At 69.8% G+C, this 25,186-nt stretch carries 19 protein-coding genes; 9 read left to right on the top strand and 10 right to left on the bottom strand.

The annotated features are described in order from the left end of the window. Nucleotides 1–5 precede the first annotated feature (5 nt). Nucleotides 6–1,067: a TIGR02996 domain-containing protein gene (locus tag MYSTI_RS16620; RefSeq protein WP_015348936.1), complete on the top strand. Its 1,062-nt coding sequence runs from the start codon at nt 6–8 to the stop codon at nt 1,065–1,067. Nucleotides 1,068–1,080: 13 nt separating this feature from the next. Beyond that, nucleotides 1,081–2,307 carry an STM4014 family protein gene (locus tag MYSTI_RS16615; protein WP_015348935.1) on the top strand — a complete coding sequence of 409 codons (1,227 nt, stop codon included), beginning with the start codon at nt 1,081–1,083 and terminating at the stop codon, nt 2,305–2,307. Here MYSTI_RS16615 and MYSTI_RS16610 read toward each other — a convergent pair. Then, on the bottom strand, nt 2,202–2,939 hold the full coding sequence (locus MYSTI_RS16610) for a hypothetical protein (protein ID WP_144370092.1): 738 nt from the start codon (nt 2,937–2,939) through the stop codon (nt 2,202–2,204). The genes MYSTI_RS16615 and MYSTI_RS16610 overlap by 106 nt on opposite strands. Nucleotides 2,940–3,228: 289 nt before the next feature. On the opposite strand from MYSTI_RS16610, the gene MYSTI_RS16605 reads away from it, so the two are divergent. Further along, entirely contained in the window at nt 3,229–5,199 is a 1,971-nt protein-coding gene (locus MYSTI_RS16605) for a hypothetical protein (protein ID WP_015348933.1), read from the top strand. A 12-nt stretch (nt 5,200–5,211) separates the two neighbouring features. Continuing rightward, nucleotides 5,212–7,113: a trypsin-like peptidase domain-containing protein gene (locus tag MYSTI_RS16600; protein WP_015348932.1), complete on the top strand. Its 1,902-nt coding sequence runs from the start codon at nt 5,212–5,214 to the stop codon at nt 7,111–7,113. A gap of 6 nt (nt 7,114–7,119) precedes the next feature. Here the strand turns inward: MYSTI_RS16600 and MYSTI_RS16595 are convergent, their stop codons facing one another. From MYSTI_RS16595 to MYSTI_RS16565, 7 genes are all read right to left on the bottom strand, one after another. Beyond that, the gene (locus tag MYSTI_RS16595; RefSeq protein ID WP_015348931.1) at nt 7,120–8,007 is read right to left on the bottom strand and encodes an STM4011 family radical SAM protein; all 888 of its coding nucleotides are present in this window, start codon (nt 8,005–8,007) and stop codon (nt 7,120–7,122) included. Further along, complete coding sequence (locus MYSTI_RS16590; RefSeq protein WP_015348930.1) at nt 8,004–9,320, bottom strand: STM4012 family radical SAM protein; 1,317 nt, start codon at nt 9,318–9,320, stop codon at nt 8,004–8,006. The genes MYSTI_RS16595 and MYSTI_RS16590 overlap by 4 nt, the downstream gene beginning before the upstream one ends. Continuing rightward, nucleotides 9,317–10,126 carry an STM4013/SEN3800 family hydrolase gene (locus MYSTI_RS16585; protein WP_015348929.1) on the bottom strand — a complete coding sequence of 270 codons (810 nt, stop codon included), beginning with the start codon at nt 10,124–10,126 and terminating at the stop codon, nt 9,317–9,319. The genes MYSTI_RS16590 and MYSTI_RS16585 overlap by 4 nt, the downstream gene beginning before the upstream one ends. Beyond that, the gene (locus tag MYSTI_RS16580; protein ID WP_015348928.1) at nt 10,117–10,872 is read right to left on the bottom strand and encodes an HAD family hydrolase; all 756 of its coding nucleotides are present in this window, start codon (nt 10,870–10,872) and stop codon (nt 10,117–10,119) included. The genes MYSTI_RS16585 and MYSTI_RS16580 overlap by 10 nt, the downstream gene beginning before the upstream one ends. Nucleotides 10,873–10,916: 44 nt before the next feature. Then, the gene (locus MYSTI_RS16575) at nt 10,917–12,062 is read right to left on the bottom strand and encodes an LOG family protein (RefSeq protein WP_015348927.1); all 1,146 of its coding nucleotides are present in this window, start codon (nt 12,060–12,062) and stop codon (nt 10,917–10,919) included. A gap of 29 nt (nt 12,063–12,091) precedes the next feature. Continuing rightward, nucleotides 12,092–13,066, bottom strand: a complete 975-nt coding sequence (locus tag MYSTI_RS16570; protein ID WP_015348926.1) for a L,D-transpeptidase family protein — start codon at nt 13,064–13,066, stop codon at nt 12,092–12,094. 195 nt (nt 13,067–13,261) lie between these two features. Next, nucleotides 13,262–15,520 carry an AAA family ATPase gene (locus MYSTI_RS16565; RefSeq protein ID WP_015348925.1) on the bottom strand — a complete coding sequence of 753 codons (2,259 nt, stop codon included), beginning with the start codon at nt 15,518–15,520 and terminating at the stop codon, nt 13,262–13,264. A 421-nt stretch (nt 15,521–15,941) separates the two neighbouring features. Here MYSTI_RS16565 and MYSTI_RS16560 point away from each other — a divergent pair, with 421 nt between their 5' ends. From MYSTI_RS16560 to srmL, 4 genes are all read left to right on the top strand, one after another. Then, nucleotides 15,942–17,189: a heparin lyase I family protein gene (locus tag MYSTI_RS16560; protein ID WP_015348924.1), complete on the top strand. Its 1,248-nt coding sequence runs from the start codon at nt 15,942–15,944 to the stop codon at nt 17,187–17,189. Between the two features lie 93 nt (nt 17,190–17,282). Further along, nucleotides 17,283–17,600 carry an antibiotic biosynthesis monooxygenase gene (locus MYSTI_RS16555; protein WP_015348923.1) on the top strand — a complete coding sequence of 106 codons (318 nt, stop codon included), beginning with the start codon at nt 17,283–17,285 and terminating at the stop codon, nt 17,598–17,600. Continuing rightward, nucleotides 17,597–18,778, top strand: coding sequence for an iron-containing alcohol dehydrogenase (locus tag MYSTI_RS16550; RefSeq protein WP_015348922.1), 1,182 nt, complete (start codon nt 17,597–17,599; stop codon nt 18,776–18,778). The genes MYSTI_RS16555 and MYSTI_RS16550 overlap by 4 nt, the downstream gene beginning before the upstream one ends. 282 nt (nt 18,779–19,060) lie before the next feature. Beyond that, nucleotides 19,061–20,209, top strand: coding sequence for a PheS-related mystery ligase SrmL (srmL, locus tag MYSTI_RS16545; RefSeq protein WP_015348921.1), 1,149 nt, complete (start codon nt 19,061–19,063; stop codon nt 20,207–20,209). Nucleotides 20,210–20,232: 23 nt separating this feature from the next. Here srmL and MYSTI_RS16540 read toward each other — a convergent pair whose 3' ends face one another. After that, nucleotides 20,233–21,762, bottom strand: a complete 1,530-nt coding sequence (locus tag MYSTI_RS16540) for a pyridoxal phosphate-dependent decarboxylase family protein (RefSeq protein WP_015348920.1) — start codon at nt 21,760–21,762, stop codon at nt 20,233–20,235. A gap of 15 nt (nt 21,763–21,777) precedes the next feature. Further along, a complete protein-coding gene (locus MYSTI_RS16535; protein WP_015348919.1) occupies nt 21,778–23,376 on the bottom strand; it encodes a xylulokinase in 1,599 nt (532 codons plus the stop codon). 179 nt (nt 23,377–23,555) lie between these two features. On the opposite strand from MYSTI_RS16535, the gene MYSTI_RS16530 reads away from it, so the two are divergent. Then, entirely contained in the window at nt 23,556–25,052 is a 1,497-nt protein-coding gene (locus MYSTI_RS16530) for an ArnT family glycosyltransferase (RefSeq protein WP_015348918.1), read from the top strand. Nucleotides 25,053–25,186: the final 134 nt, after the last annotated feature.

The raw sequence follows: 25,186 nt of genomic DNA, 5'->3' as shown, positions 1-25,186 counted from the left end.
GCCCCATGTCGCGGAGCAAGGCTGCTTCAAATCCCGAGCTTGAAGCAGCCATCCTCCAGGACCCCGACGCCGTGGACGCGTATCTGGTCTACGGCGACTGGCTCCAGGCCCAGGGCGACCCGCGCGGCGAGCTCATCGCCTTGCATCACGCGCGCGTCGAGGCCACCGGGTTCCTCCAGAGACACCAGAAGCAGTTGCTCGGGGACGCGCTTGCCTGGGCCCTCGAGAGCAGGTCCCTGGAGCTGGACTGGGAGCTGGGCTTCATCCGCGCGGCCCGGGTCGGCCCCCGTTCTCCCCTCGCCGAGGCCACCGCCTCGAAGATCCTGCGGGAGCTCCTTCGACACCCGTCGGGGCGCTTCCTCCGCGCACTCTCCGTCGGCGGAATCTCCGACCCGGGGATGCTGAGCAGCTATGAGGCGGTGACCCGGCTCATCGTCCGCGAAGGAGGCTCCCTGACGCTCCAGTCGCTCGCGTACCACGCCCAGGAAGCCCACGAGGATGAGACCTACTCCTCGATCCGGCTTGGCGATGTCTCCGCGCTCTATGCGGTGCTCCCGCGCCTGCGCTCGCTCCACTTGAGAGGCATTCACGCCCGGCTGGGGGGCATCGACCTGCCGGTGCTGCGCGAGTTCACGTTGCGGACGTGGGAGATCTCTCGCGGCTGCCGAGACTCCCTCTTGAACGCGAAGTGGCCCGCGCTGGAGCGGATGGAGGTCTGGCTCGGGGGTGACTACACGGACGCGATGGAGCGTGTGACGGACCTCGGTCCCCTGCTCAGCGGCGAGGGCCTGCCGAACCTCCGGCGCCTGGGCTTGCGCAACACGCGGTGGACGGACGACCTCGTCCGCGCCCTCCACGACTCACCGTTGCTCCCTCGGCTCACGCACCTGGACCTGTCCGGAGGCACCTTCTCCAACCCAGGGGCGCTGTGGCTCTCGGAGCACGCGGAGGCGTTCCGTCACCTCCAGCACCTGGACCTCCGGAGGAACATGATGTCCGACGTGGGCGTGATCCGAGTCGAGGCCGTGGGCCCCGGCGTCGACGCGAGAAATCAACGCAGACCGTAGCAACGGAGTCCGGGTGACGGTTCCATTCATCCTCATCGGCAACGCCGAGAACCGGCGAGTCTCCCTCTTCCAGGAGGCGCTGGTGGCCCAGGGACAGGCCCTCGCGCGGGTGGTGCCCTGGCGAGAGCTGCTGGCCACGCCGAGCCTCCTCCTGGACCTGCCAGACACCGACGCCCTGGTCCGCATCGACGCCGCGGGCGAGAGCTGGGAGGTGGAGAAGGCCCTGCTCGTGCGCGGCTACAGCGAAGCCGTGAAGCAGGGGTGCTCCGTGCTCGACCCCGAGCAGGTGGCGGCGCTGCGAGAGGAGCACGGGCGCATCCTCTGCCCTCGACAAGCACACCTGGGGTTCCTGAGCGTGTTGTCGGAGCTGGAGGCGTGCTTCGCGAAGCGTCCGCGCTGGAGGGCACTGCAAGCCCCCGCGAGCATCGCGGACCTGTTCGACAAGCGCATCACCTCGCGGAAGTACGCCGCGAGGGGCATCCCCGTCCCCGACCCGCTGGACGGCGTGACAGACACCGCGTCGCTCCGCGAGCGGATGCGCGAGCAGGACTGCCGCGAGGTGTTCGTGAAGGTGTCCTGCGGCTCGTCGGCGTCGTGCCTGGCCATCTTCCGGAGCCACCGGGGGCGCGAGTCGCTGGTCACCACCATCGAAGTGACGGAGACGGGCTGGTACAACTCACTCAAGGTCCGCCGCATCGAGGAGCCGGAGCGCATCGAGGAGGTCCTCGCGTTCCTGCTGCGCGAGGGCTCCCAGGTGGAGCGCTCCATCCCCAAGGCGCGGCTGGGCGGCGACTTCTTCGACTGCCGTGTCCTCGTGGTGGCGGGAGAGCCCGCCTTCACCGTGGTGCGGCAGAGCCGAGGACCCATCACCAACCTGCACCTGGGCGGCAAGCGGGGCGACCTGGACGCGCTCCGGGCCGCGATGCCGGGCAAGGCGTGGGAGTGGGCCCTGGAGAGCTGCCGCGCGGTGGCCCGCGTACATGACTGTCTGCACGTGGGCATCGACCTGCTCTTCGAGGAGTTCTTCGAAGGGCACCGCGTGGTGGAGGCCAATGCCTTCGGCGACCTGCTCCCCCAACTGCGCCGCGAGGGCCTCACGGTCTACGAATGGGAGATTCGTGAGGCCCTGAGGCGCTACTCCGCGGAGGCGGCGGACGGCTCGACGGGCTCCGTGCCAGCGGACGGCGCGACCGGCGCATCTGGCTCCGCGCCCGCGGCGGACGGCCCCTCTCGCTGCTGAAGCGCCAGGAGCGCATCCGTCTCCGGGTTGGGCGTCGAGCCATCGACCACGCGGCTCCACGATTCCCCCGCGCCGCGGTGTGAATGCCCGCCCCACAGCAGCCGGCCCTGGAGGCCCAGGAAGATTTCGTCGGAGGCGAAGTGCTCGTCCGCCACCGCCTCCATGGCCTCGAGGAGACGAATCCGGTCTCCGTCGCTCACCTTCTTGAGGCGGGAGGAGCGCGCGGTGACGACGCGGATGACGTGGCCCTCCACCTTCGCGGAGTGGGCCTCGAGGGTGACGGAGCGCATCCCCATCTCCTCGAAGAGGGCCTGGAGCTTCTTCTCGACCACCTCATCCTCGGGCTGAGCGGAGAACCGCTCGTTGAAGCCCGCGGGCTGCGCCACTTCCGTGGGGACCTCTCCCGAGCCCGTCGAAACGCTCCTCGCGCCGGACGTCAACGCGCCCAGCAAGGGGAAGACGACGCAGGGAAGCAGGAGGAGCCCCAGCGGGAACATGAAGCCACGTCGGTGGAGCAGCGGCGCCAGGGGCACCGAGCCAGGCTCCGGCGGGGGCGCCTCGGAGTGGAGGTTGCAGCGCGTACACGCCTGCACGTACTTCGTCCCCATCGAGAAGAGGGGAAACCAGAACAAGTGCTTCACGGCGTAGTGCCGGTGAACCCTGTGCTTCGTCTCCTGTCGACAATCCTGACAAGGAGCAACGCGCTCCCCGACCACCTGCTGCTTGGGAGAGCTACCCGTGATGATGAACATGGGCGCGAGTCTGTAGCCCGCACACCGGGCTCCCGTCCATGGGGGGGTGTCAACACCGCGAAACACGTGTCGGCCCAGACCCGAGGGCCCGCCGGACCCGCCACCTATCGCAAACCCTCTCACCAGCATTACCATCCAGGCGACAAGCATTTGTCCTGGTGGGGGCTCCATGAACATCCGTGTCCGCATGCGTGCGCAGTCACGTGGGCTGTGTGTCGTCTTGGGAATCCTGGCGTGGAGCACGGCGGCCCATGCGGCGGACAGGACCATGACCCTGCACTGCGCCGCCGGGGCGTGTTGCAGCACCATGAGTGGCTCGGCGAATGCCCCCACCACCGAGGTGAGGATTCAGCCCGCGGGCCCGCATCGGCTGGGCATCCAGCAAGGCACCTCCATCATCGCCACCGGCGAGGAGCGCGAGTGGGTGGAGAGCGTCACCCTCCCCACCGACCTCATCCCGCTCTCGCCGCTGGTCGTCGTGATTCGCCCCCCGAAGGAATCGGACTCCGCGCAGGCCATCTCCCCGCTGCTCGCGCAGATTCCCCGCTGTCAGAGCGCCGCCATCGACTGGGATGATGCGGCCCGGGCACGCACCGTCCCGGAGCTCGCGTCCGTCGCCATCCTCAACCCCGAGATGACCGAGACGGCCGCCTCGGTCGACGAGGTCGTCAACGAGTTGCTGAAGACCATCGCCCAGGTGGCGCTCGACACGGCCCGACGCAAGGGTGAGCGCGCCGTGATGACCCGGCTGAGGGCCACCCTCTGCGAAGCGAAGCTGACCTCGGGCAAGACAGAGAAGACCGTGGACACCCTGCTGCCCAACAGCTGCGCCCTGCTCGCCACCTTGCGCCTGGACGACCTTCAAATCGCGGCCCGGAGCCTCCAGAACGCGGCGTTCATGGATGCCGCCGAAGTCGCGAGCCAGGAGGTCCGCACCCGCCTGAGCGACACCCTGTCCACGTCGCTGGGAGTCGATGTCCTGGCGGCCCTGCCTCGCCTGACGCAGACCCTGGTGCAGGCGGGGATGAGCGGCGAGCGCACCATCGTCCTCCAGGCGGCGACCGAGTCCATCAACGGCATCGCCACCGAGAACTGGCTGGCGATGCCCGCCTCGACGGACGCGGCCCGGCGCTGTGTCATCGGACTGGCCACCACGACCATGCGCGCCTGTGCCCAGGCAGGCCAGCTGGGCACCTGTGACGTGTCGACCCTGGTCAGCCGCTTGTTCGAGGTCCAGAACGTCCCCGCCATCTCGCGATGTCTGAGCGTCGAAGGTGTCACCCGCCCGCAGGTGCAGTCGCTCGCCTATGGCGGCATCCGCGCCCTGCGAGCGCTGACCCACCCCGACCCGGACACCACCCCGATGGGCGTCATCGCTCCGACCATCGAATGGCTGTTGCTGCTGGCGGAGCACGCGGGCGGCACGGACATCAGCGACGCACAGCGCACGGCGCTGACCCTCGCCCGCTCCACCACCCGCGCGCTGGTGGCCCAGGACTTCCAACTGCTGTTCGCGGGCATCGCGACGCACCTGTCCAAGAACGCGACCTCCGACTCGGCGGGCATGGCCATCCGGCGCGGGTCCGCCGTCATCCAGTCCGCGGTCTCCTATGCGCGCACCTATGAAAAGGCGGACCTGGCGGAGGCCCAGGCCCAGCGCCGCAAGGTCATCGAGTCACTCGTGGATGAGCTCAATGACCGCTCCAACCGAGGCGGGGAGACCATCACCACCCTGGGGATTCCCGTGGGGGCGAGTGTGATTGGCTATGGGAAGGCGCAAGGTGACTGGGATTACTACACGCCCCAGCTCAGCCTGCCGGTGACCATGGCGATGCAAGTCGTGCCCGCCGTGGGCAAGTCCGTCGGGTGGCACTTCGGCTTCTCGCTCCTCGACCTGGGTCAGTACGTCAGCTACGAGCGCAGCGGCGATGTGACGACCCCGGACTGGAGGACCGCCTTCATGATTGGCGGACAGGCGGGCGTCCTGCTCGGCAGCTCGGACAATCTGTTTCTCGTCGGCGTCGAGGGACGCTACGCCCCCGCGCTCTTCCCCGAGGACCGGGAGAACGGCACCCGGGGCGGAGCCGTCCGCTTCGGCCTCTTCGCCGGCTACTACGTCCCCTTGTTCGACTTGAACTGAGGGCTCCCGTCCATGCGCCTCCTGTCCTGGTGGGTCGCATGCCTGTTCTCGCTCGCCGCGTTGGCGGAGCCGGCGGACAGGCCAGGGACCCAAGCCGTGAGCCGGTTGAAATCGCGACGCGCGAGCGCGGTCGCATTCCACGTGGGCCGAGGCTACTGGGTGACGGTGCTCCATGCGCTCGATAGGACCCGAGGCCAGTCCGTGCTGGTCCAGGGGCGGCGCCAATCCGTGTGCGAGACCGTCGCGGTGGAGCCCCGGTTCGACGTGGCCGTCGTCCAATGTGTCGGAGCACCACCGGCCGATACCATCTCCCTGGAGCCCGCCACGGCCAGCGCCTTCAACCCCGTGAGGCTGCTCACGCTGGGGAGCGACGGTGACGGCGCGCGCCTCCACGGGGCCGAAGTCGACACACCCCGCCCGCTGGAGGGGACCCGCCTGGGAGGATGTGGCGTGCGTCGAGGCGCACTGCTCACGGTCGCCACGCCCTACGACGGCGAGTCGGGCTCCCCCTTGGTGGTCCTCGCGGAGGGGGTGCCCCGGTTGATGGGAGTCTGGTCGGGCCGCTATCAACCGCCGGACCCGCGGGGCGACTGCGTCCAGCGCACCGGTCGCTGCGAGAAGCGCGGACTCGTCGTCCCCTCGGAGGTCGTCGAGCGGCTGACGCGCCCGCTGCTCCAATCCACCTCGGGACGTCCCCGGCTGCCCCAGGGGAACCTCCCCGCGCAGACCTTCTTCGCCTGCGGCTCCGGCCGCATCGAGCGCGGCTCACTTCGCCAGACGACGGAGCGAGGAGCCAGCCCCGCGGCGCCACCGAGCGCACCTCGAGGCCAGAAGCAGGCCGTCGCGGCCCACCTTCGCTTCGAGGAACTCAAGCGGCTCATCAACGAGAGCCAGTCCGGCCCCCTGCCCCTCATCGTCCTCATCGACGCCTCCATCCAGGGTCGAAAGAACCTGGAGACCGAGCTCAACACCCGCCGGCCCAAGCTGCTGCAAGTGGCGCAGGGTGCACGCTCCTCCATCGAGGGCCTCGCCACGGCCGAGGAGCAGCTTCTCGACCAGGCCCTCCTGATACTCCAGCAGAACGCCCCCCTGCGCGCCGACGTCCTCCGCGAGTGGAGCGACCCCAAGAAGGGCACCGAGTTGGGCCGAATCGTCGAGCGACGCTCCGTCCCGGACCTCCTCGCGCTGCTCCAGAAGCTCCAGCCCAAGAAGACCCCGGCGCTGAGCTTGTGCGTCCTGGCGGCGGCCTCGGCGCAGCTCGGCTGGTCCTCGCTGGGCTCCGCGGAGCGCGCGTACTGGCATTGCCAGGTCTCCGTCGACAGGGGCCATCCGCAAGCGGTGAGCTGGAGCAAGCTCCTCAACACGGCCAGCAGCATCGACTACCCCACCACCTGCTCGAAGCCCACCATGGACCCCGGCGCGGCCTGGGACGCCCTCATGGCGAATCCCAAGGTCCGCGTCGGGTTCTGGCTGGCCTTGGAGCGCTATCGAATCCTCAACCTGGACCTCGTCCTCCGAAGCCTGCTCAAGCAGAACGCCGCGGACCCAGAGGCCATCCACATGGACCTCCTCCAGGACCACGCCAAGCGACTCAAGCAACTGCTCCAACCCGAGCCCGCCAGCGACGCGGCCCTCGCGTTGAGCGCGCTGGAGAGCTTCATCCCGGACAGCCCGCTCGTCGCGCGACTGGACCCGTCGCGAACGGGGAGCTTCCTGCGCAAGCACTGGTGCTCGATTCCCGGGGCCGCGAGCAATGACCCGGGCCTGACGGAGAAGTTCCTCGAGGCCTTCGAGAACACGACGCGGGTCGCGTGCACCCGGCTTGAAGCCCTTCAGTCCATCGCCGCGAGCACCGGCCAGCAGTCGGGGCTCACCGAGGCCTGCGCCATCTCCGTCGACAAGCTCCGCCTGTGATGCGCGTCAGTCCGCGCGAGCGGTGACACCCGCTCGCCACAGAGGATTCACGGGCACGCGCTCCAGGATGCCGGAGCCGAAGACGCGGTCCAGCTCCAGGTAGTCCATGTGCACGTAGCCGATGTGACAGCCACAGGTCGCCTTCGAGCACGCCCGAGGGCGCAGCGCCTGGTCGAAGTCCGGCGCGTAGATGTTTCCGATGGCCTCATCGATGAAGTGACAGCGACGCGCCGTGCCCTCTCCGTCCACGGAGATGACCGACTCCCCGCCCCTGCACGCGCGGCCCAGGCTGGGGTGACGCACGTTGTTCACGGGGAACAGCGGGTCCACCGAGGTGAAGCGCGCGATGTCCTCCGAGGTGTAGGGCTCCTCCTGTCCGTCCTTCACCGCGTTGATCCACAGGTACGCGTCCTCGGGCAGCTCGCGGCGCAGCGCCTCCGCCTCCTCCGCGAAGCGCGTGAAGCCCACCATGCCCGCGCTGTAGCGGACGCCCAGCTCGGACAACGTCTGGCACTTCGCCAGGAAGCGATGCCGCTTCGTCCACTCCGGATGGTACGTGGCCCAGATGCCCAGCTTCTCCGCGCGGCAGTCCTTCACCCAGTCCAGGTTGCAGGACAGGTTCGTCTGCACCGCCACGCGATCCACGTGCCCCAGCTGCGTCAGCCGCGCCAATGCCTGCTGATACCAGGGCCAGATGAGCGCCTCGCCCCACGGCGTGAAGAACACGGACATCGTGTCTCCCGTCCGCGCCTCCACCCACGACACGAACCGCTCCAGGTCCGCGCGGTCCTTCGCGAGCTCCTCCTCGGTGTGCTTCCACTTCCCGAAAGGGCAGTACTCGCAACCGTAGTTGCAGCTGGAGAGCGGGCCTCGATAGAGCACGGTGAGCTTCATCGCCAGGCGTACTCCTCGGACAACGCGCGCACGCCTTCCGAGTGCAGCCAGGGACCAATCAGGTCCGAGCGCTCCACGCCCGCCGCCGTGAGCACCAGCCCCACGCCCTCGCGCCGCGCCAGCCCGTGGGCCTCCAGCTCCAGCAGCTCCGGGAAGTCCTCCAGCACGTCAGAGCAGAACCGCTCCCGGTACGCCGCGAAGTCCACGCCATCCGCCAGCAGCGACAACAGCATGTGCCGGCGCCGCCGCTCCTCGCCACTCAACCGGAAGCCGTAGCCCACCTCGCCGAACGACTCGGACGTCCGCTCGCTGTACGACGCGATGATGGAGCGCACCTCGCGCGAGCCCACCGCGTACTCGGACGAGTAATGCACCCGGCCCGTGTACGAGCGAGCGCCGCACCCCAGGCCCACCATCCCATCCTCCTGGCAGCGGTACACCGGCCCCGACGCATCCGGCGCGTGGCGCGCGCGGAACATCCGCATCGACACCTGGGTGTAGCCCTCCGACAAGAGGAACTCGCGGCCCGCGCGATACAGCGAGAGCCGCAGGTCATCCCACGCGCGCGACTTCTTCCCCAGGAAGGTGAGCGGCCGCACGTAGAGCGGATACAGGTAGACCTCCTCCGGGGAGAAGCGCAGCGCGGCCCGCAGGGAGAACAGGAAGCTCTCCACCGTCTGCCCTTCCATCCCATAGATGAGGTCCAGGTTCAGCGTGGGGAACCCCGTCGAGCGGATGAGGTCCAGCGCCGACTCCACCTGCGCCGTCTTCTGGGGCCGCTTCACCGCGGCCACCTCGGCCTCGATGAAGCTCTGCACGCCCATGCTCACCCGGTCCGTCCCACGCGCCCGCAGCACCCGCAGCTTCTCCGCGTCCACCGTCTCCGGCGACACCTCCACCGAGACGGGGATGTGATGCGGGTCCGCGCCCAGCACGTCCTCCGCCAGGTCGAACACGCGGTGCAGCCCGGCCACGTCGAGCAAGGTCGGAGTGCCACCGCCCACCGCGAGCCGCGCGAAGCTCGCCGTGCCCAGCGCCTCCTTCACGCGCCGGGTCTCCCGCTCCAGCGCCGCCAGGTACCCGTCCACCACGTCCTGCTTGGGGCCCGCCGCCGTGAAGAGGTTGCAGAAGCCACACCGCATCTCGCAGAACGGGACATGGAAGTAGAGGAACAAGGCGTCCCGCCGCTCCTCCGCCCACACCGACTCCAGGGAGAGCGCCGGAGCGAAGGGACGGTAGGCCGTCTTGTGCGGGTAGCCATAGAGGTACGCCACGTACGGCGACCCCTCGAGCATCTCTTCCAGGCGCTTCATGGTGCGGACTCTCGCGACAGGGTGAACTCGGCGTAGGGCACCGTCCAGACGACGGGGTGGCCCACGCGGTGACCGTTATAGCCGTCCTCGCCGTACGCCGTGCCGTGGTCTGAGCAGACGATGCAGAAAGCCGCCCCCCTCCGGCGGAGCGCGGCGAAGAGGGGTGGAAGCTGACTGTCCACGTATTCCAGGGCTGCCGCGTGGGTCGCGCGGGAGTCCTCGGTGGCTCCGGGCAGGTAGTGGCGGTTGGGCTGGTGGAGCGCGGAGATGTTCATGAAGAGGAACACGCGCTGCTCCGAGGGAACCTCCGCCAGCCGCCGCACGGCCAGCGCCACCTGGAGCTCGGTGGAGCGAGGCTCGCGCACCCCCAACTCGGGCGCCCAGTGGCTTTCGGCGAAGAGGCCCGGCAGCACGTTGCCCAGCGGGTTGAGCTTGTTGAAGAAGCCCACCCCGCCGATGCACACCGTGTGGTAGCCGCGCGCGGCCAGGCCCGTCACCAGGTCCGGTGCGTCCAACACGCAGGTGCCCTGCCCCGTCGTCTCGCTCCCCTCGAAGCGCATGGCGAACAAGCGCGAGTGCCGCCCCGGACGCGCGGGCGTGGGCAGGAAGCCCGCGAAGAAGGCGTGGTGCGCGGCGTAGGTGAAGCTCGCGGGGGAGTGGCGCTCCTCCCACTGGCCTCCGGGCATGAGCGCGGCAAGGTGGGGGATGCGGCCCGAGGTGGCCAGCTCCGAGGCCACATCGAAGCGCAGGGTGTCCAGCGTCAAGAAGAGCAGGTCGTGCGAGCCGACCACGGCGTTCATGTCCATGTCGAAAGCACCTGCGCGAAGTCCTCGACGCGCGAGGTGATGCGCTCCACGGTGAAGGTCGGCGGGGGAAGCGCCGCGGGCCACGGGCGTCCATGGGACACCCAGCAGGTGGTGATGCCCACCTTCGCCGCGCCGACGATGTCGCGCTCCGGGTCGTCGCCCACGTGGAGCACCTCCGAGGGCTCTCGCCGCACGTGCTCCAGCGCCGCCAGGAAGATGCGCGGGTCTGGCTTCTCCACGCCCACCTCGCTGGAGAAGAAGCCCTCCGGCACCGCGTGGTAGAGGCCCGCGCGCAGGAGCTTCATGCGCTGGGTGCCCGCGAATCCATTGGAGACGGTGACAACGGGATGGCGCTTCGCCAGCGCGCTCACCCACTCCACCAGCTTCGCGTCCGTCCCCACCAGGCCCGGCAGGGTCATCCGGAAGTCCGTCCACAGCTCCTTCGCGGAGATGCCCATGGGGAAGGTCTTCGTCACGTCGAGGCAGAAGGCGTCCCGGTCCCGCCCTCCTCGCCCGTCGAACGACTGGATGGTGGCGAAGTCCTCGGCGCGGCGGTGCTCGGGGAACACCGAGGGGAAGCGGGCCATGAGCGCCTCGAAGTAGCGCGCGAAGGCCCCCGTGCGGTCGACCAGGGTGTCATCCACGTCGAAGAAGATGGCCTTCGGCCGCGTCGGTCCGTAGTTCCCGAACGCCCGTGGCTTGTGCATCCACGGCTTGTCCTCGTAGCTCCCGCGCTTGCGTCCCATGTTGCCCATCCTGGCCGCCTCACGGCGCGCTCGACCGCGAGATATCAGGCCGCGTCGAGCGAGGCCCGGTCATAGTCCAGCAACGCCTTCACCACGTCGTCGCGCGAGTCGGTCAGCATCAGGTGCCGCGCATACTCCTGCCCCTGGGCGAGCTGCGCGAGCAGCGGGTACACGGGACGGGTGCGCGTCCAGAACTCGGTGCCCAGGAAGATCATCGGGCTGATGACGCCCACGCTGTTGTAGTGGTTCTGGCACGCGTCCTGGAAGATCTCCTGGATGGTGCCCGCGCTGCCCGGCGCGTAGACGATGCCGCCTTTCGCGATGGTGAGCAGGCCGTCCTCGCGCACGCTGTTGGCGAAGTACTTGGCGATGTGCGTGGCGAAGGGGTTGGGCGGCTCATGGCCGTAGTGCCACGTGGGGATGCCCAGGCTCGAGCACGCGAACTCATCGCGAGGCCCCAGCGGGAACGCGGAGCGCACCTCGAAGGCCCGCGCCAGCCATTCCCGGTCCGTGTAGCTGGGGGCCTTGGCGAGGAGGGCGAGCGCGGCGTCCAGCTCGCTCTCGGAACGCTGGGAGAACCAGGCCCCCACGTGCGTGGCCTCCATCGCGCCCGGGCCACCGCCGCTGACCAGGAAGAACCCCGCGCGAGCCAGTTCCCGCGCCAGCATCGCGACCCCGCGATAGTCCGGCTGACCGCGCTTCATGGAGTGGCCGCCCATGATGGCCACCACCTTCCGAGGCTCATGGCCCGCCGCGAGCAGGTCCTCCATCGCGTCGGTGATGGCGTGGTCATGCAGCCGCTGCGCGAGGGTCTCCAGCAGCGTGGGAGGAGTGCCCCGGCCGTGGGCCTCCCAGTGGCGATAGATGCGCGCGTCGAGCGTCGCCTCGTAGGTCTCCGGATGCGCGGGATCGAAGCCCGCGTAGAGCTCCTCCGGCGTGTAGAGGCTGCCTCGGTAGGGGTGATACGGCACGCCGGAGATGGGCGGGAACACCAGCGCTCCGTGCGCGAGCGCGGCCTGGAGCGCGTCCTTCTCCAGCTCGCAGCCCAGGAACACCGTCCCGGTGAGCGCGACGGTGCTCAGCTCACGCGTGTAGCGCCGGAGGTCCAGTCCCTGGATGACGACATGGGAGAGGCTCGCGCCTGAGCGCAGGTGCTTCTCGAAGGCTTCGGGGGTCTCGAGCTCGATCACCCGCGAAGAATTCCATGCCTCGGGCCCGGCTAGAAGAGGACAACCATGGTGCCGCGCGGCATCCGCGCATACAGCGCGGCGATATCACGGGGATGGAACACGACACACCCCCATGACAGGCGGCCCTGGGTCTGCTCCAGGGTCCACTCCCCCTTCCAGCCGTGGAAGCCGATGCCGCTTCCCAGTCGGGTGCTGGCCTCCGTGGCCTCGCGGGCCTCCCACGCCTTGGCGATGCGCTCGCGCGTCTTCTGCGTCAGCCAGCCGCGCTCGACGCCTCGGAGGGCGTCCCAAGGGTTGGGGTAGTTCACCTTCAGCCAGTGCCCGCCGTAATAGGCGCCATACGGGCCGGGAAACTCCCCGCGATGCGTGTTGACGATGAAGTACATGCCGACAGGCGTGCGGTTGTCCCCTCGCTCCACTTTCGGTCCCGTCCCCTGCCCGAAGCCCACCTCCACCCGCGCGCGCTCGACGCCTCGCTCGTACAGACGGAGCTGGTGCTTCGCGTGGGAGATGAGCACCAGCACCGGCTCCGTCGCGGGCTGAGGCAGGCGCGCGCGCTCGGACGTGAAGCGGCGGGCCTCCTCGACGGACAGGCGCCGCTCTCGGACCAGCGACACGCTCGGCGCGGACCGCCTTCCCACCCGGCCCAGCACCTGGCCTCGGGTGACGAGGGCATCGACGCGAAGCGCCACGGCCTCCAGGCCCGCGTACTCCGAGCGGACTCGAAGCAGCTCGTGGTTCTCGTGAAACAGGTGCTCCAGCGTGACGCGGTCCCGCTCCGCGCTGACGGACACCACGCGCCCGCGCGCCAGCGCCGACACGGGACTTCCGGCGCGAGCCTTCGACACGTCGGTCCAGGGCGCGAAGCCCTCCGCCACCGGCTGACCGGGGCGGAGGAACGACTCGAAGGGGTCCGCCTCATCCGAGGCGCCTCGGGCCACCCCCACCCAGACGAGGAGACACAGCGGCAGGACCCAGCGCGGGAACGAAGAAGAGGAGGTCACGCCCGGTGGACACTCCATCCCCCGGGACCGTTCCGTCAATCACCGTGAGCGCGCTCAGCAACGGGCCTCGAGCGCACGCAGCGCGGCCTCACCGTGAGCCCTCAGCGGCGGGCCTCGAGCGCACGCAGCGCGGCCTCACCGTGAGCCCTCAGCGGCGGGCCTCGAGCGCACGCAGCGCGGCCTCACCGTGAGCCCTCAGCGGCGAGCCTCGAGCGCACGCAGCGCGGCCTGCGCCTGGAGCAGCTCCGGTCGAGCATTGGCCGCGGCGGCATCCTGCGCGGCGAGCTGGAGCTGATGCGCGGCCTCCTCCCGCTCTCCGAGGCGCAGGTGCGCCCGCCCCAGGGCACAGCGCAGGAGCGACTTCAGCTTCCGGTCCCCCAGCATCCCCGCGAGCTGGAGCCCGCGCACCGCATCCTCCTTCGCGAGCTCCGGTGCGTCGGCCTGCGAATGCAGCAGCGCGAGCCCGTGGTGCGTGTACGCCATGCCCCCTCGGTCCCCCATCCGGGCCTTGAGGTCCAACGCGAGCTGGAAGTAGTGCACCGCCCGCTCACGCTCCCCCGCGCGGGCATACGCATCCCCCAGGTTGAACAGTGCCGTGGAGTGCTCCCACGTATCCCCCGAGCGCTCCGTCCATCGCAGCACGGCCGCGTACTCCATGGTGGCCTGCTCCGGGCGGCCCTGCCCCATCAGCAGCGTCCCCATGGCGCGATGGAGGACCGACTCCACGCTCGCGCGGCCAGGCACCTCCGTGTTGGGGAGCTGGAGCAGCCGCGCACGCGCGGTCGCCAACCGCGAGTAGGCCTCATCGAAGCGGGCCATCCAGCACAGCGCCAGCGCACACAGCGCATCGAGCGAGGCCCGGGACAAGAGCGCGTCCTGGGACACATCACACGCCCCCGCCTCCTCGGCCAGCGTCACCACCTCGTCGTAGCGCTCCAGCGACAGCACCACCGACGCGAGCTTCTGCAAGCACTGGAGCCGCTCGGGCGCCGCCGCCACCGGATGGGGCTCATCCAGCGAGAGGGCAATCCTCCACGCGGACTCGGCCTCCGCGCGCTCTCCGGCCAGCCGGTGCGCGTCCCCCATCCGCTCCCAGAGCACCCGAGACCAGCGGCGCGCGGCCTCCAATGACAGCCGCGCGGCCACGTCGAGCGCCACCCGGTACACCTCCAGCGCCGACGCGGGTGCGAGCGCGGCGAGGCTCCACCCCGCCACCTCCATCAAGTGAGGCAGCGCCCGCTCCGGGCACTTCGCCGCGAGCCAGTGACGCGACAATTCCGCGCACGCGCGCTTGCGAGACTCCGTGGGCAGCGCCTCATACGCCTCCGCCGCCCGCCGGTGCAGCTCCACCCGGTCCGCGTCCGACCAGGTCGCCCCCAGTCCTGGCGTCCGAGCCCCCCACATGTACCGCCCTCCGGAGACGGGCTTGAGCCAGCCCCCCGACTCCAGCGCCGCGAGGCACGAGAACCCACCCACCAGCGCCCCCAGCACCGGCCGAGGGAAGCACGGCCCCAGCACCGCGCTCACCTGCAGCGCCTCGCGCCGGGTGGCGGACAGCGCATCGAAGCGTGCCCCCAGCACCTCCGACCCCGTGCGAGGCAGCGACTCCCGCAGGCCCTCCTGCTGGTACGCGAGCGCATGCAGCAGCATCAACGGATGCCCCGAGCCCACCCGCAGCACCTCGTCCCGGGCCGGGCCCGGTGACACGCGCGACTCCACCCAGGCCGACACCTCCTCGGCCCCCAGCGGCCCCAGCTCGAGCACCTCCGCGGGCGCGGGCACGAGCGCCGTTCCCGCCGTGCGCTCCAGCACGAGCACCAGCACGGGCAGGTGGGTCAGCCGAGTCACCAGGACCTCGATGATGGCCCGGCTGAGCCGGTCCGCGTGCTGCCAGTCCTCCAGGATGAGGACGCGCGGCGCGCGGTGCGGCAGCAGCGAATGGCAGAGCGCATCGAACAGCGCGACGCTCTCCGAGGCGAGGCTCGCGGGGATGCCCCGCCACTCGCGCCCGTCCAGGAAGCGACAGACGCGCTCCGCCTCCGCGCTGGACATGCGCCCCACGCCCGGCGCCGGCCGGAGTCCCCGCGTGGCATCCAACAGGTCCAGGAACGGCCCCGCGGGGGTCCCCGGGAAGGCCACCCCGCTGCCCTCCCACACCTCGAAGCGACCGCCGGACAACGCCTCCACCAGCGCGTCCTTCAGCCTCGACTTGCCAATGCCCTCCACGCCCACCAGCCACACGGCGCGCCCCAGCCCTCGCCGCGCCTCCTCCGCGCACCACTTCAACCGCTCCAACAACGCCGACCGCCCCACCAGCGGGGGCAGACACGCACCAGTCCCCCACCGCCGAACGCCATCCGCCAGGGGCGTCAGCGACGACGCGCGCGGGCATGTGGCGAGGCCGGGGGCCAATCGCGTCCCACAGGCCATGCACACGCCCGCAGACGAGCTCATGAGCACCTCCAGAACACAGACCTCTAACGCCCCCACCCGTCCGCGCCCCTCGCTCCCAGGGGTTGTGCGTGTGTACTGAATGTGTCGGCGGACATGCCCAGCGGGCCAACGGCCGCCTCCTCGGCCCCGCACGGCGTGCGCGCAAACCCTCACATCCCGCGTGCACCCGCCACCAATGACAAACGTTTCCGCCTCCACCACCTTCGCCGACGCAGCCTTGCCAGCTGTAGAGCAGGCAGGCGTGACGAGAACTGTTGAATACGAAATAAAATTGGTCGATGGTTGTCTGCGTTGCAACGCGGCGTTCCCCCGCCGTGACCTTGGAGAAGCCCGACAACTGAACCCCACCACCGGCGCGCCGTCGTGAGACGCCCGCCGGACTCAGCCTCCGTCTGTCTTTGTAACCCCTTGAGGTCCCTACATGACGAAGTCCCTTCTGCTGGCCGGAGCACTGCTCTGCCTGGGCGGTAGTGCGTGCGGCCCACAGGATGTATCCGAGCTGGGCGAGGCCCCCGGACTCGAAGCCACGACTTTCGCCACGACCACTTCCGCCACCGGGCTCGCGGCCACGGGCTGTACGCAGCTCACCGCCGCGTCCGTCATCGCCAAGGGCCATGACGGCAACGTCCCCGCCAACACGATGGACGACCGCCTCACCACGCGCTGGAGCTACCTGGGCAAGGGCGCGTGGATTGACTACGACCTGGGCTCCGTCAAGCCCATCACCGGCGTCGCGGTCAACTGGCACGAAGGCACCACGCGGACCAACACCTTCACGGTGTCCACCTCGCCGGATGGCTACACGTATACGCAGGTCTACAGCGGCACCAGCCGCAAGTCGGCGGACACGGAGACGTACACGTTCAACTCCATCTCCGCGCGGCGCGTGCGCATCACCGTGCAGGGCAACAACCTGAACGACTGGGCCTCCATCGCGGAGGCCCGCGCGTGCTCCGGTGGCGGCACCACCACGCCTCCGCCCCCCACGGGCGCCAGCGTCGTGTGGGTGGGTGACTTCGAGTCGGGAGACCGCAACCAGTGGACGCGGGCGCAGATGGTGAGCGCGGACCGGCTGGCGGTGGTGTCCTCGCCCCGGCGTCAGGGGGGTTACTCCCTCAAGGCCACGGTGCGGCATGGGGACGACCCCATCAACTCCAGCGGCAATCGCAACGAGCTGGTGCGGATGACGCGCGAGGCGACGGGCTCCGAGTACTACTACCGCTGGAGCACGATGTTCGACTCCACGTTCCCCAACGCGAAGACGTGGCAGCTCTTCACCCAGTGGCACCAGGACGCCGACGCGGGCGGCTCGCCGCCGGTGGAGTTCTATGTCTATGGCGATGAGGTCCGCCTGAACATCGGCGGCAACCCGGGCACCATCGTCTGGCGCACCCCGCTGGTGCGCGGCAAGTGGATGGACTTCATCTTCCACGTGCGCTGGTCGCCGGACGCGAAGGTGGGCTTCGTGGAGCTGTACCTCGACGGGAAGGTGGTGCTGCCCAAGCGCTACATCGCGACCCAGTACCGGGGAATGCTCAACTACCTGAAGGTGGGCCTGTACCGGAACGACACCATCACCCAGACGGGCGTCGTCTATCACGACGGGTGGATGATGGCCCGCAAGCTCGAGGACGTGCTGAGCCCCACGGCGGTCATCAAGGCGCCGTAGTCCTCTCGACGCCTGTACGGAAGACCACACCGTGCCTTCTACCGGGTCCGGCTCGCGCCCCCACGCGACCCGGGCCCGGAGTAGTTTCGGGGCATGCCCAACAGCCTGCGAATCGTCCACGTCCAGGTCCACGTCAAGCCGGAGCAGGTGGACGCGTTCCGCGAAGCCACCCTGGCCAACGCGCGCGAAAGCGTGAAGGAGCCCGGCATCGCGCGCTTCGACCTCCTCCAGGACGCGGAGGACCCGACGCGCTTCCTGCTCGTGGAGGTCTACCGGACGGACGCCGCCCCCGCCGAGCACAAGCAGACGGCGCACTACCTGCGCTGGCGAGACGTCGTGGCGCCGATGATGGCGGTGCCCCGTGCGAGCCAGAAGTACGTCAACGTCTTCCCCGAGGACGCGGGCTGGTGAGTCCCCTCGCCTTCGAGTTCGCCACCGCCACGCGCATCGTCTTCGGTCCCGGCAAGCTCTCCGAGGCCCCTGGGCTGGTGCGCGCGCTGGGGATCCAGCGCGTGCTGCTCGTCACCGGCAAGTCGTCCACGCGGGCGCGAGGACTCCTCGCGGCGCTGGAGGGGCTGGGCCTCCCGGTGCGGACCTTCCGCGTGGACGGTGAGCCCACGGTGGAGCTCGTGCGCGAGGGCCTGTCCGTCCTGGCGGAGTCGCGCTGCGACGGCGTAGTGGCGATGGGAGGTGGCAGCGCGCTCGACACCGGCAAGGCGCTGGCGGCGCTCGCGGCCCAAGGGGGAGACCCGCTGGACTACCTGGAGGTGATTGGACGGGGGCAGGCGCTCACGCGTCCGTCCCTCCCCTTCGTGGCCATCCCCACCACCGCGGGCACTGGCTCGGAGGTGACGCGCAACGCGGTGCTGGGCTCCAAGCAGGCGCAGGTGAAGGCCAGCCTGCGCGGCCCGCAGCTGTTGCCACGCGTGGCGCTGGTGGACCCGGACCTGCTCATGGGCGCGCCGCCTCAGGTCCTCGCCTGCAGCGGCATGGATGCGCTGTCGCAGGTCATCGAGCCGTTCCTCTCCGCGAGAGCCAACCCCATCACGGACGCCCTCGCGCGCGAGGGGATTCGCCGCTCCGCGCGCTCGCTGCGCGATGCCGTGCTCTCGGGGCCGGACGCGGAGGCTCGCGAGGACCTGGCGCTGGCCAGCCTCCTCGGAGGGCTGTGCCTGGCGAACGCGGGGCTGGGGGCGGTGCACGGCTTCGCGGCCCCGGTGGGGGGCATGTTCGACGCGCCCCATGGCGCGGTCTGCGCGGCCCTGCTGCCCTCGGTGCTCGACGTCAACCTGCGCGCCTTGCGAGCCCGCGCTCCCGAGCACCCCGCCACCCCACGCTTCCGCGAGCTGGCCGTGCTGCTCACCGGTCGCGAGGAGGCACGCGCGGAGGACGCCGTCGCCTGGGTGGAGTCGCTGCGGGAGGCGCTCCGGATACCGGGGCTCGCGACCTACGGGATGACGACGGAGCGACTCGGCGAGCTGGTATCGAAGGCGCGTGCGGCGAGCAGCATGAAGGCCAATCCGTTGGTGCTCACGGACGCGGAGCTCACCGAAATCGCCACCCGCGCGATGGCGGGGACCGGCGCGTGAGCACACCCCCTTGCCTTGAAACATCGTGGTCGTTAATGATGATGGACCATGATTCTCGTCGTGAGCGCTCGTCGATTTAGCAGCCCCCCGGCCCCTTTCGGGTGTCGGGAGGCCGTGCTGCACTGAGCGCGCACGAACCTCTCGTTGGCGAAACGCCGTCTGGCGCGACGCTCACCCGGAACCGCCGGGGGGGCATCCGAGGCCGGCGGCGCCAGGAGGAATTCTCGCCAGGCACGCCGGAGACCATCGCGTTTCCACTGCCATTGCTCTCGAGAGTTCTCCATGTCGTCCCTTGCCATCTCCGTCCTCAGCGCCGAGGAGCTTCGGCGCGCCCTCGCCGTCCGTGATTTGACCGACCCCGCTTCGGGGCCCCATGCGCTGCAGCAGCTCGTGAGCGCCGTGCTGGAGGCGCTCCGCTCCGCCTGGGAGTGTGACGTCGTCGTGCACCGGCGGAGTCCTGTCGTCTCCATCGCCGACAACTACGACCGGCTCCACTACCCACCCGGGGGTGTCGCCCGAGACGCGCGCTATACCCGGTATGTCTGCGACACCGCGCTCTTGCGGACCCAGACGTCCGCCATGATTCCGGGAGCCCTGCGCGAGTTGGCCGCAGCCCCTCCGCGCGACGTGCTGCTGGCCTGTCCCGGCCTCGTCTACCGGCGCGACTGCATCGACCGGCTGCACACGGGTGAGCCCCACCAGATGGACCTGTGGCGCGTGCGGCAAGGGGCGCCGCTGACGCCGGAGGACTTGCGGCGGATGATTGCCCTCGTCGTGGGAGCGCTCCTCCCGGGACGCGAGGTGAAGCTCACCCCGGCCGTGCATCCCTACACGACGGACGGCCTCCAGGTGGACGTGCGCGCCGGGGACGACTGGGTGGAGATTGGGGAGTGCGGACTGGCACTCCCCGCGCTACTGGAGGAGAGCGGGCTTCAGGCCGGCCCCATCACCGGGCTCGCGATGGGGCTGGGAATGGACCGCATCCTGATGTTGCGCAAGGAGTTGGATGACATCCGACTCCTGCGCTCCGCGGACCCGCGCATCTCAACGCAGCTGATGAACCTGGAGCGGTATCAGCCGGTGTCGTCGATGCCCGAGGTGCGCCGCGACATGTCGCTGGTGCTGGGCGAGGACACGACGGCGGAGGAGCTCGGGGACGCGGTGCGCGCTGCGCTGGGTGAACGGGCGGAGCTGGTGGAGAGCGTCCTCGTCGTCACGGAGACACCCTACGCCGCGCTCCACCCGAGCGCCGTGAAGCGACTGGCCCTGCGCGCGGACCAGAAGAACGTGCTGCTCCGCGTGGTGCTGCGCGCGCTGGACCGAACCCTCACGCATGACGAATGCAACGTCCTGCGCGACGACATCTACGCGGCGCTGCACCAGGGCACCACCTGGGAGTGGGCCGCGCGCCCGTCAGGGCCCCGCGCCTGACGACGGGCGCGGGGCGGTGAGGCTCAGACCTTGTAGAGCAGGTCCATGTACTTCTTGAGCAAGTCGCTCACCAGCCCTCGGAAGGGGACGGCGGCCGCCATGCCATACACGGGCGCCATCGTCCCCTTCTCGCTGGGATGGGCCTTCACGTGCACCACGGCCTCGCGGAGGTCTTCCAGGAACTGCTCCGCCACGCCAGGCTGCGCATGCCGCAAGGTGACGCAGAGGTGGACAGCCGCGGGCTTGTGCAAGCCATTGAGGCTCCACCCCTTCTCGCCCATCCGCTCCATCACCTTGAAGATATCGAGCGTCTCCGAGCCGAAGGCGATGACGAACAGCGGGTCGCCCAGCACGTGCAGCTCCGGAATGGAGCGGATGCCTGTCTTCAGCATGTCCGCCGTGTCGAGGATGCGGCGCGTGGCCTCCAGGTAACCCTGCTCGCCCGTACTCACCAGCGACGCCCAGGCCACGGCGATGAGCGCCCCCGGGCGGCTGCCGGAGAACGTCGGCGAGAAGTAGATGCCTCCAGGCCACTCCGTCGCGGTGAAGTACTGGTGCGAGCGCAGCTCCGTGCCCCGGTACAGCACCACCGACGAGCCCTTGGCCGCGTAGCCGAACTTGTGCGTGTCCACCGACATGGACGTCACGCCCGGCAAGCGGAAGTCGAACGGCGGCACGTCTCGCCCCAGCTTGCGCGCGAAGGGCAGCACGAAGCCGCCCAGGCACGCGTCGGTGTGGAAGCCCAGGCGCTTCTTGCGCGCCAGCTCCGACAGCTCCGGGATGGGGTCGATGACGCCGTGGGGGAACCCCGGCGCCGAGCCGATGATGAGGATGGTGTTGCGCGTGAGGGCCTTGCGCATGGCCGTCACGTCGGCGCGGTAGTCCTCCCCCACCGGCACTCGCACCATCTTCACGCCGAAGTAGTGCGCTGCCTTGTCGAACGCGGGATGCGCGCTGGACGGCGCCACCATCTCCGGCTTCGTGATGCCCTTCGTGGCCCGAGCCCAGTCCCGATACGTCTTCACCGCGAGCATGATGCTCTCGGTGCCGCCCGAGGACATGGAGCCGCAGATGTGCTCGGCGGCGGGGCGCCCCGCGTTGGCCGCGTCCGCGCCCAGCATGCCCGCCGCCATGGCGACGACCTCGGCCTCGAACTTGGTGGCGCTCGGCCAGAGGTCCGCGTGCAGCGGGTTGCTCTGCGAATGCATGCCATAGACGCGGTTGAGGAACTCGATGTGCCCTTCATCGCCGTTGTACACGGCGCCCGACACCTTGCCCTCGCGCCAGCGCGGCTCCTCCTTCGACTCCATGGCCTCCAGCTCGCGCAGCACGTCCTCGCGCGAGCGGCCCGTCACCGGCAGCCGCTCATACGTCGGTATCGTCCCCCGGTAGGGCTTCAGCCCCTCCTCCAGGCCCGACAGCAGCGAGTCCGTCTCCTTGGACAACAGGTCGCGCACCAGCGGCACGGCCTTGAGATAGCGCTCGGCCGCCGAGAGCAGACGCGGCGGGACATGGTTCAACAGGTTCAGGGACTTCGGGTCTGGCAATGCCATACGCGCTCCTCTGCGTCAGGCGCTCCGCGCGCGGTTGAGGCGCGCGAAGATGGCCTTGTTGCTCTTGTAGAGATTGACGAACTCTCGGAACAGCTCGTCGTACAGCCCGCGGTTCGCGGGGTCCGGATGGAAGGTGCGCGCGATGGGAACAAGGGAGGGAATCTCCTCCACCGTCAGCTCGCCCAGCGCGACGGCCGCCTGGAACGCGGCCCCCCGCGCGTTGGCCAGCACCGGCTCGTCCACCTGCTGGATCGCCCGGCCCAGCACGTCCGCGTGTATCTGGCACCAGAGCGCCGACCGGGCCCCACCGCCGATGATGCGCAGCGACTCCAGCTTCCGTCCGACGAACTGCTCCACGTACGAGAACAGCCAGCGCGAGTTGAAGGCCACCCCCTCCATCACCGCCCGAACCATGTGCGCCCGCGTCGTCTTGAGCGATTGGTTGAAGAAGCCCCCGCGCAACGACTTGTCATCCACCGGGCTGCGCTCGCCGTTGAGCCACGGCAGGAAGATGAGGTTCTCGCTCCCCGCGGGCACGCTCCCGGCCTCGCGCTCCATCAGCCGGTACACCTCGCCGGAGTCCTCCTCCGCGTCGCCCGGCCCCCGACCATGGCCATACAGGATGTTGTCCTTGAGGAAGGCCAGGCAGATGCCCGCCGACTCCTGCTCGTTGGCCAGCAGGTAGCGGCCCGGCAGCGCGGAGGGCACCGACGCAATCTGGTGGAAGATGTCTGTCTTCTTGTACGGCACGTGACAGCACAGCCACGACGAGGTGCCCACGCACAGGTGCGGCTCGTGGTCTCCCACCGCGCCCGACCCCACCGCCGCCGCGAGGATGTCCGGCGAGCCCGACACCACCTGCACGTCCTCGCTCAACCCCAGCTCGCGCGCGGCCTCCGCGCTCAACGGCCCCAGCACACTCGCGGCCGGGACCAGGTCCGGCAGCTTGTCGCGCTCCAGCCCCGACAGCTTGAGCAGACGCTCGTCGTAGTCGATGCGGCTCAGCGCGCGGTTGTCCGTCACCCAGTGCAGGGTGATGGAGTCATAGGACGCGGCGAAGCGCCCGCTCAGCTTCAGGTTGAGCCAGTCCTTCGGCTCCAGGAACTTGTACGTGTCGCGGTAGACGTCGGGCCGGGCACTCTGGAGATAGAGGATGTGGCCCACCGGGTCCTTGCCGGAGAGGGTCGGCGCGCCGCCCGACAGGCGGATCCACTGAAGGAGCCTCGTCAGGCCATAGCCCTCGATGGGAATCAGGCCATGCGCCACCCGCCGGACATGCGGCGCCCCACGCGAGTCCATCCAGATGAGCGCGGGACACAGCGGCGTGCCGCGCGCATCCACCGCCACGGTGCCCGACCACTGGGAGCTGCAGTTGACGCCCACGATGTCGCGCGCGGACACCCCGCCCGATTCGAAGAGGCGCCGGGTGCCTCGGACCACCGCGCGCCACCACGCCTCGGGCTCCTGCTCGGCGCCTCCTTCCGGGAGCAACCGCAACTCGAGCGGCTCCACGTCACCGCCCAGGATTCTTCCGCGCAGCGTGACAACGGCCAGCTTCACGGCCGAGGTACCCAGGTCGATGGCCAGGATGGACTTGTCACCAGCGAGGGCCACTCAACGCTCCATGCGGGGGTGAAGGACGCCGCGGGCGAGCGGCGACGGGCCGGACTCTAGAGAGCGCGTCCGGCCTCCCGCCATCGACAACTCACGGCAAGGTCTCTTTTCTGAACGCCCGAACACCCGGACTCGCGCCCGCCCGAGGTGCTAGCGTGCACGGATTCCTCGGGGGTGGCATGCGCCGGTTCTTCGTCAGCGCGCGCGGGCTGTGGCAACAGCACCCGACGGCGCTGGGCATCGCGGTGACCTTCACGCTGAGCCTGCTCCTGCGCTGGCTCTATCTCCAGTCCTCACCGGACCGCACCTGGCCGTTCTCCATCTTCTTCTACGGCGACTCGCGCTTCTTCCACACGTACGCGCTGGAGCACGTGCGAGGCACCGAAGGCCCCGCCGCGCTCCCCTACCACCCGCCCCTGTTCCCCTGGCTCCTCGGGACGCTGTATCGGCTGCTCGGCGAGCCCCAGGGCAGCGCGTACCCGTACAAGCTGTGCCTCGCGGCGCTGAGCGCGGCCACGGTGGCGCTGTCGTGGGCGTGGTGGCGCAAGCTCCTGGGCACCGCGTGGAGCTTCGTGGGCGCGTGCCTCTTCGCCTCCAGCTTCGGGTGGCTGGTGCTCTCCACCACGTACAGCAACGAGGTCCTCTACGCCTTCTTCCTGTCCGCCACGCTCGCGCTCGTGCTGCGCCACCGCGAGGGCCCCACCCCCGTCGGCGCGCTGCTCCTGGGCCTCGTCATGGGCCTGGGCTCGCTTACCCGCGCCGAGCACCTCTACCTCTGGCCCTTCCTGCTCGCGTGGGCCTGGCTCCACCGAGGCGCCACGCCGCTCAAGTCCCTGGCCTTGCGCTGGGGCGCCGCCGTGCTCCTCAGCGGGCTGGTGCTGGCCCCCTGGGCCGTGCGCAACGCCCACGTGCTGCATGAGCTCAACGCCCGCACGCCCGGACTCGAGCCCCTCCCCGAGCTCGCGCCCATCACCGTGTACGGCCCCATCAACTTCGCCATGGCGAACAACGCCCGCGCGACGGGGGGCTTCACCCCCGCCTCCGTGAGTGAGCTGGGCCAGGACGGCCACCTGGATATCGCCAACCCCGCGCACCGCCACCTGCTCCTGCACGGCTACGCGGTGGGACTCGACTGGATGCGCCAGCACCCCGTGGACGCCGCCCGGCTCTGCGTGTCCAAGCTGGAGCGCTGGCTCGACGGCCTCAACCTGGGACTGGGTGCGTCCAATCTCCCGCTGGGCCTCACCGGCTCCCGGGCGCCCGTGGACCTGTTCGTCCCCGAGGGCACGTGGATGAAGTGGCCCCTGATGCTGCTCCTCCTCGCCGGCGCCGCGCTGTCGCTCCTGCGCCCGTGGCGGGACTTCAGCCTGCTCACCCTCGTCGTCCTGCACCGCGCCCTCATCACCGTGGCCTTCTTCGGCTACACGCGCGGCCTGCTCACCGTCTTCCCCGCATTGATTCCCCTGCTGCTCCTGCCCGCGGTGGTCCTCACCGCCCGCCGCCCCACGCTCGCATTGCGGGTGCCCGCCTTCGCGGTGGCCCTGCTGCTCCTGCTGTGGGTGGAGGCCGGCGCGCTCGCCCTGGGCGCCCCCAGGGGCTTCATGGCCAGCGGCAGCACGGACCAGACCCACGGCAAGCTCATCCAGGACGACTGGGTGCGCATCTGGCCGCGCTGACCCGCAACACCCCATCCGGAAATTTCCAATGAATTTGGCCTACTTGCGCGCTCCGCGCATGACTGGATTCACTTGCCGTATGCGTCAAAGTTAAGCAGTGAACACTCCCCGCACGCGTTTTTCTTAGAATTTGT

Source organism: Myxococcus stipitatus DSM 14675, from assembly GCF_000331735.1.
Taxonomy (GTDB): domain Bacteria; phylum Myxococcota; class Myxococcia; order Myxococcales; family Myxococcaceae; genus Myxococcus; species Myxococcus stipitatus.
The sequence above is the reverse complement of the archived record's forward strand: the minus strand, read 5'-3'. Positions and strand labels throughout refer to the sequence as shown.

Excerpts from the sequence above, each read along its gene's own strand:
- MYSTI_RS16620 (WP_015348936.1), top strand. The coding sequence starts at position 6 with ATGTCGCGGAGCAAGGCTGCTTCAAATCCCGAGCTTGAAGCAGCCATC.
- MYSTI_RS16605 (WP_015348933.1), top strand. The coding sequence starts at position 3,229 with ATGAACATCCGTGTCCGCATGCGTGCGCAGTCACGTGGGCTGTGTGTC.
- MYSTI_RS16600 (WP_015348932.1), top strand. The coding sequence starts at position 5,212 with ATGCGCCTCCTGTCCTGGTGGGTCGCATGCCTGTTCTCGCTCGCCGCG.
- MYSTI_RS16595 (WP_015348931.1), bottom strand. The coding sequence starts at position 8,007 with ATGAAGCTCACCGTGCTCTATCGAGGCCCGCTCTCCAGCTGCAACTAC.
- MYSTI_RS16590 (WP_015348930.1), bottom strand. The coding sequence starts at position 9,320 with ATGAAGCGCCTGGAAGAGATGCTCGAGGGGTCGCCGTACGTGGCGTAC.
- MYSTI_RS16585 (WP_015348929.1), bottom strand. The coding sequence starts at position 10,126 with ATGGACATGAACGCCGTGGTCGGCTCGCACGACCTGCTCTTCTTGACG.
- MYSTI_RS16580 (WP_015348928.1), bottom strand. The coding sequence starts at position 10,872 with ATGGGACGCAAGCGCGGGAGCTACGAGGACAAGCCGTGGATGCACAAG.
- MYSTI_RS16565 (WP_015348925.1), bottom strand. The coding sequence starts at position 15,520 with ATGAGCTCGTCTGCGGGCGTGTGCATGGCCTGTGGGACGCGATTGGCC.
- MYSTI_RS16560 (WP_015348924.1), top strand. The coding sequence starts at position 15,942 with ATGACGAAGTCCCTTCTGCTGGCCGGAGCACTGCTCTGCCTGGGCGGT.
- MYSTI_RS16555 (WP_015348923.1), top strand. The coding sequence starts at position 17,283 with ATGCCCAACAGCCTGCGAATCGTCCACGTCCAGGTCCACGTCAAGCCG.
- srmL (WP_015348921.1), top strand. The coding sequence starts at position 19,061 with ATGTCGTCCCTTGCCATCTCCGTCCTCAGCGCCGAGGAGCTTCGGCGC.
- MYSTI_RS16540 (WP_015348920.1), bottom strand. The coding sequence starts at position 21,762 with ATGGCATTGCCAGACCCGAAGTCCCTGAACCTGTTGAACCATGTCCCG.
- MYSTI_RS16530 (WP_015348918.1), top strand. The coding sequence starts at position 23,556 with ATGCGCCGGTTCTTCGTCAGCGCGCGCGGGCTGTGGCAACAGCACCCG.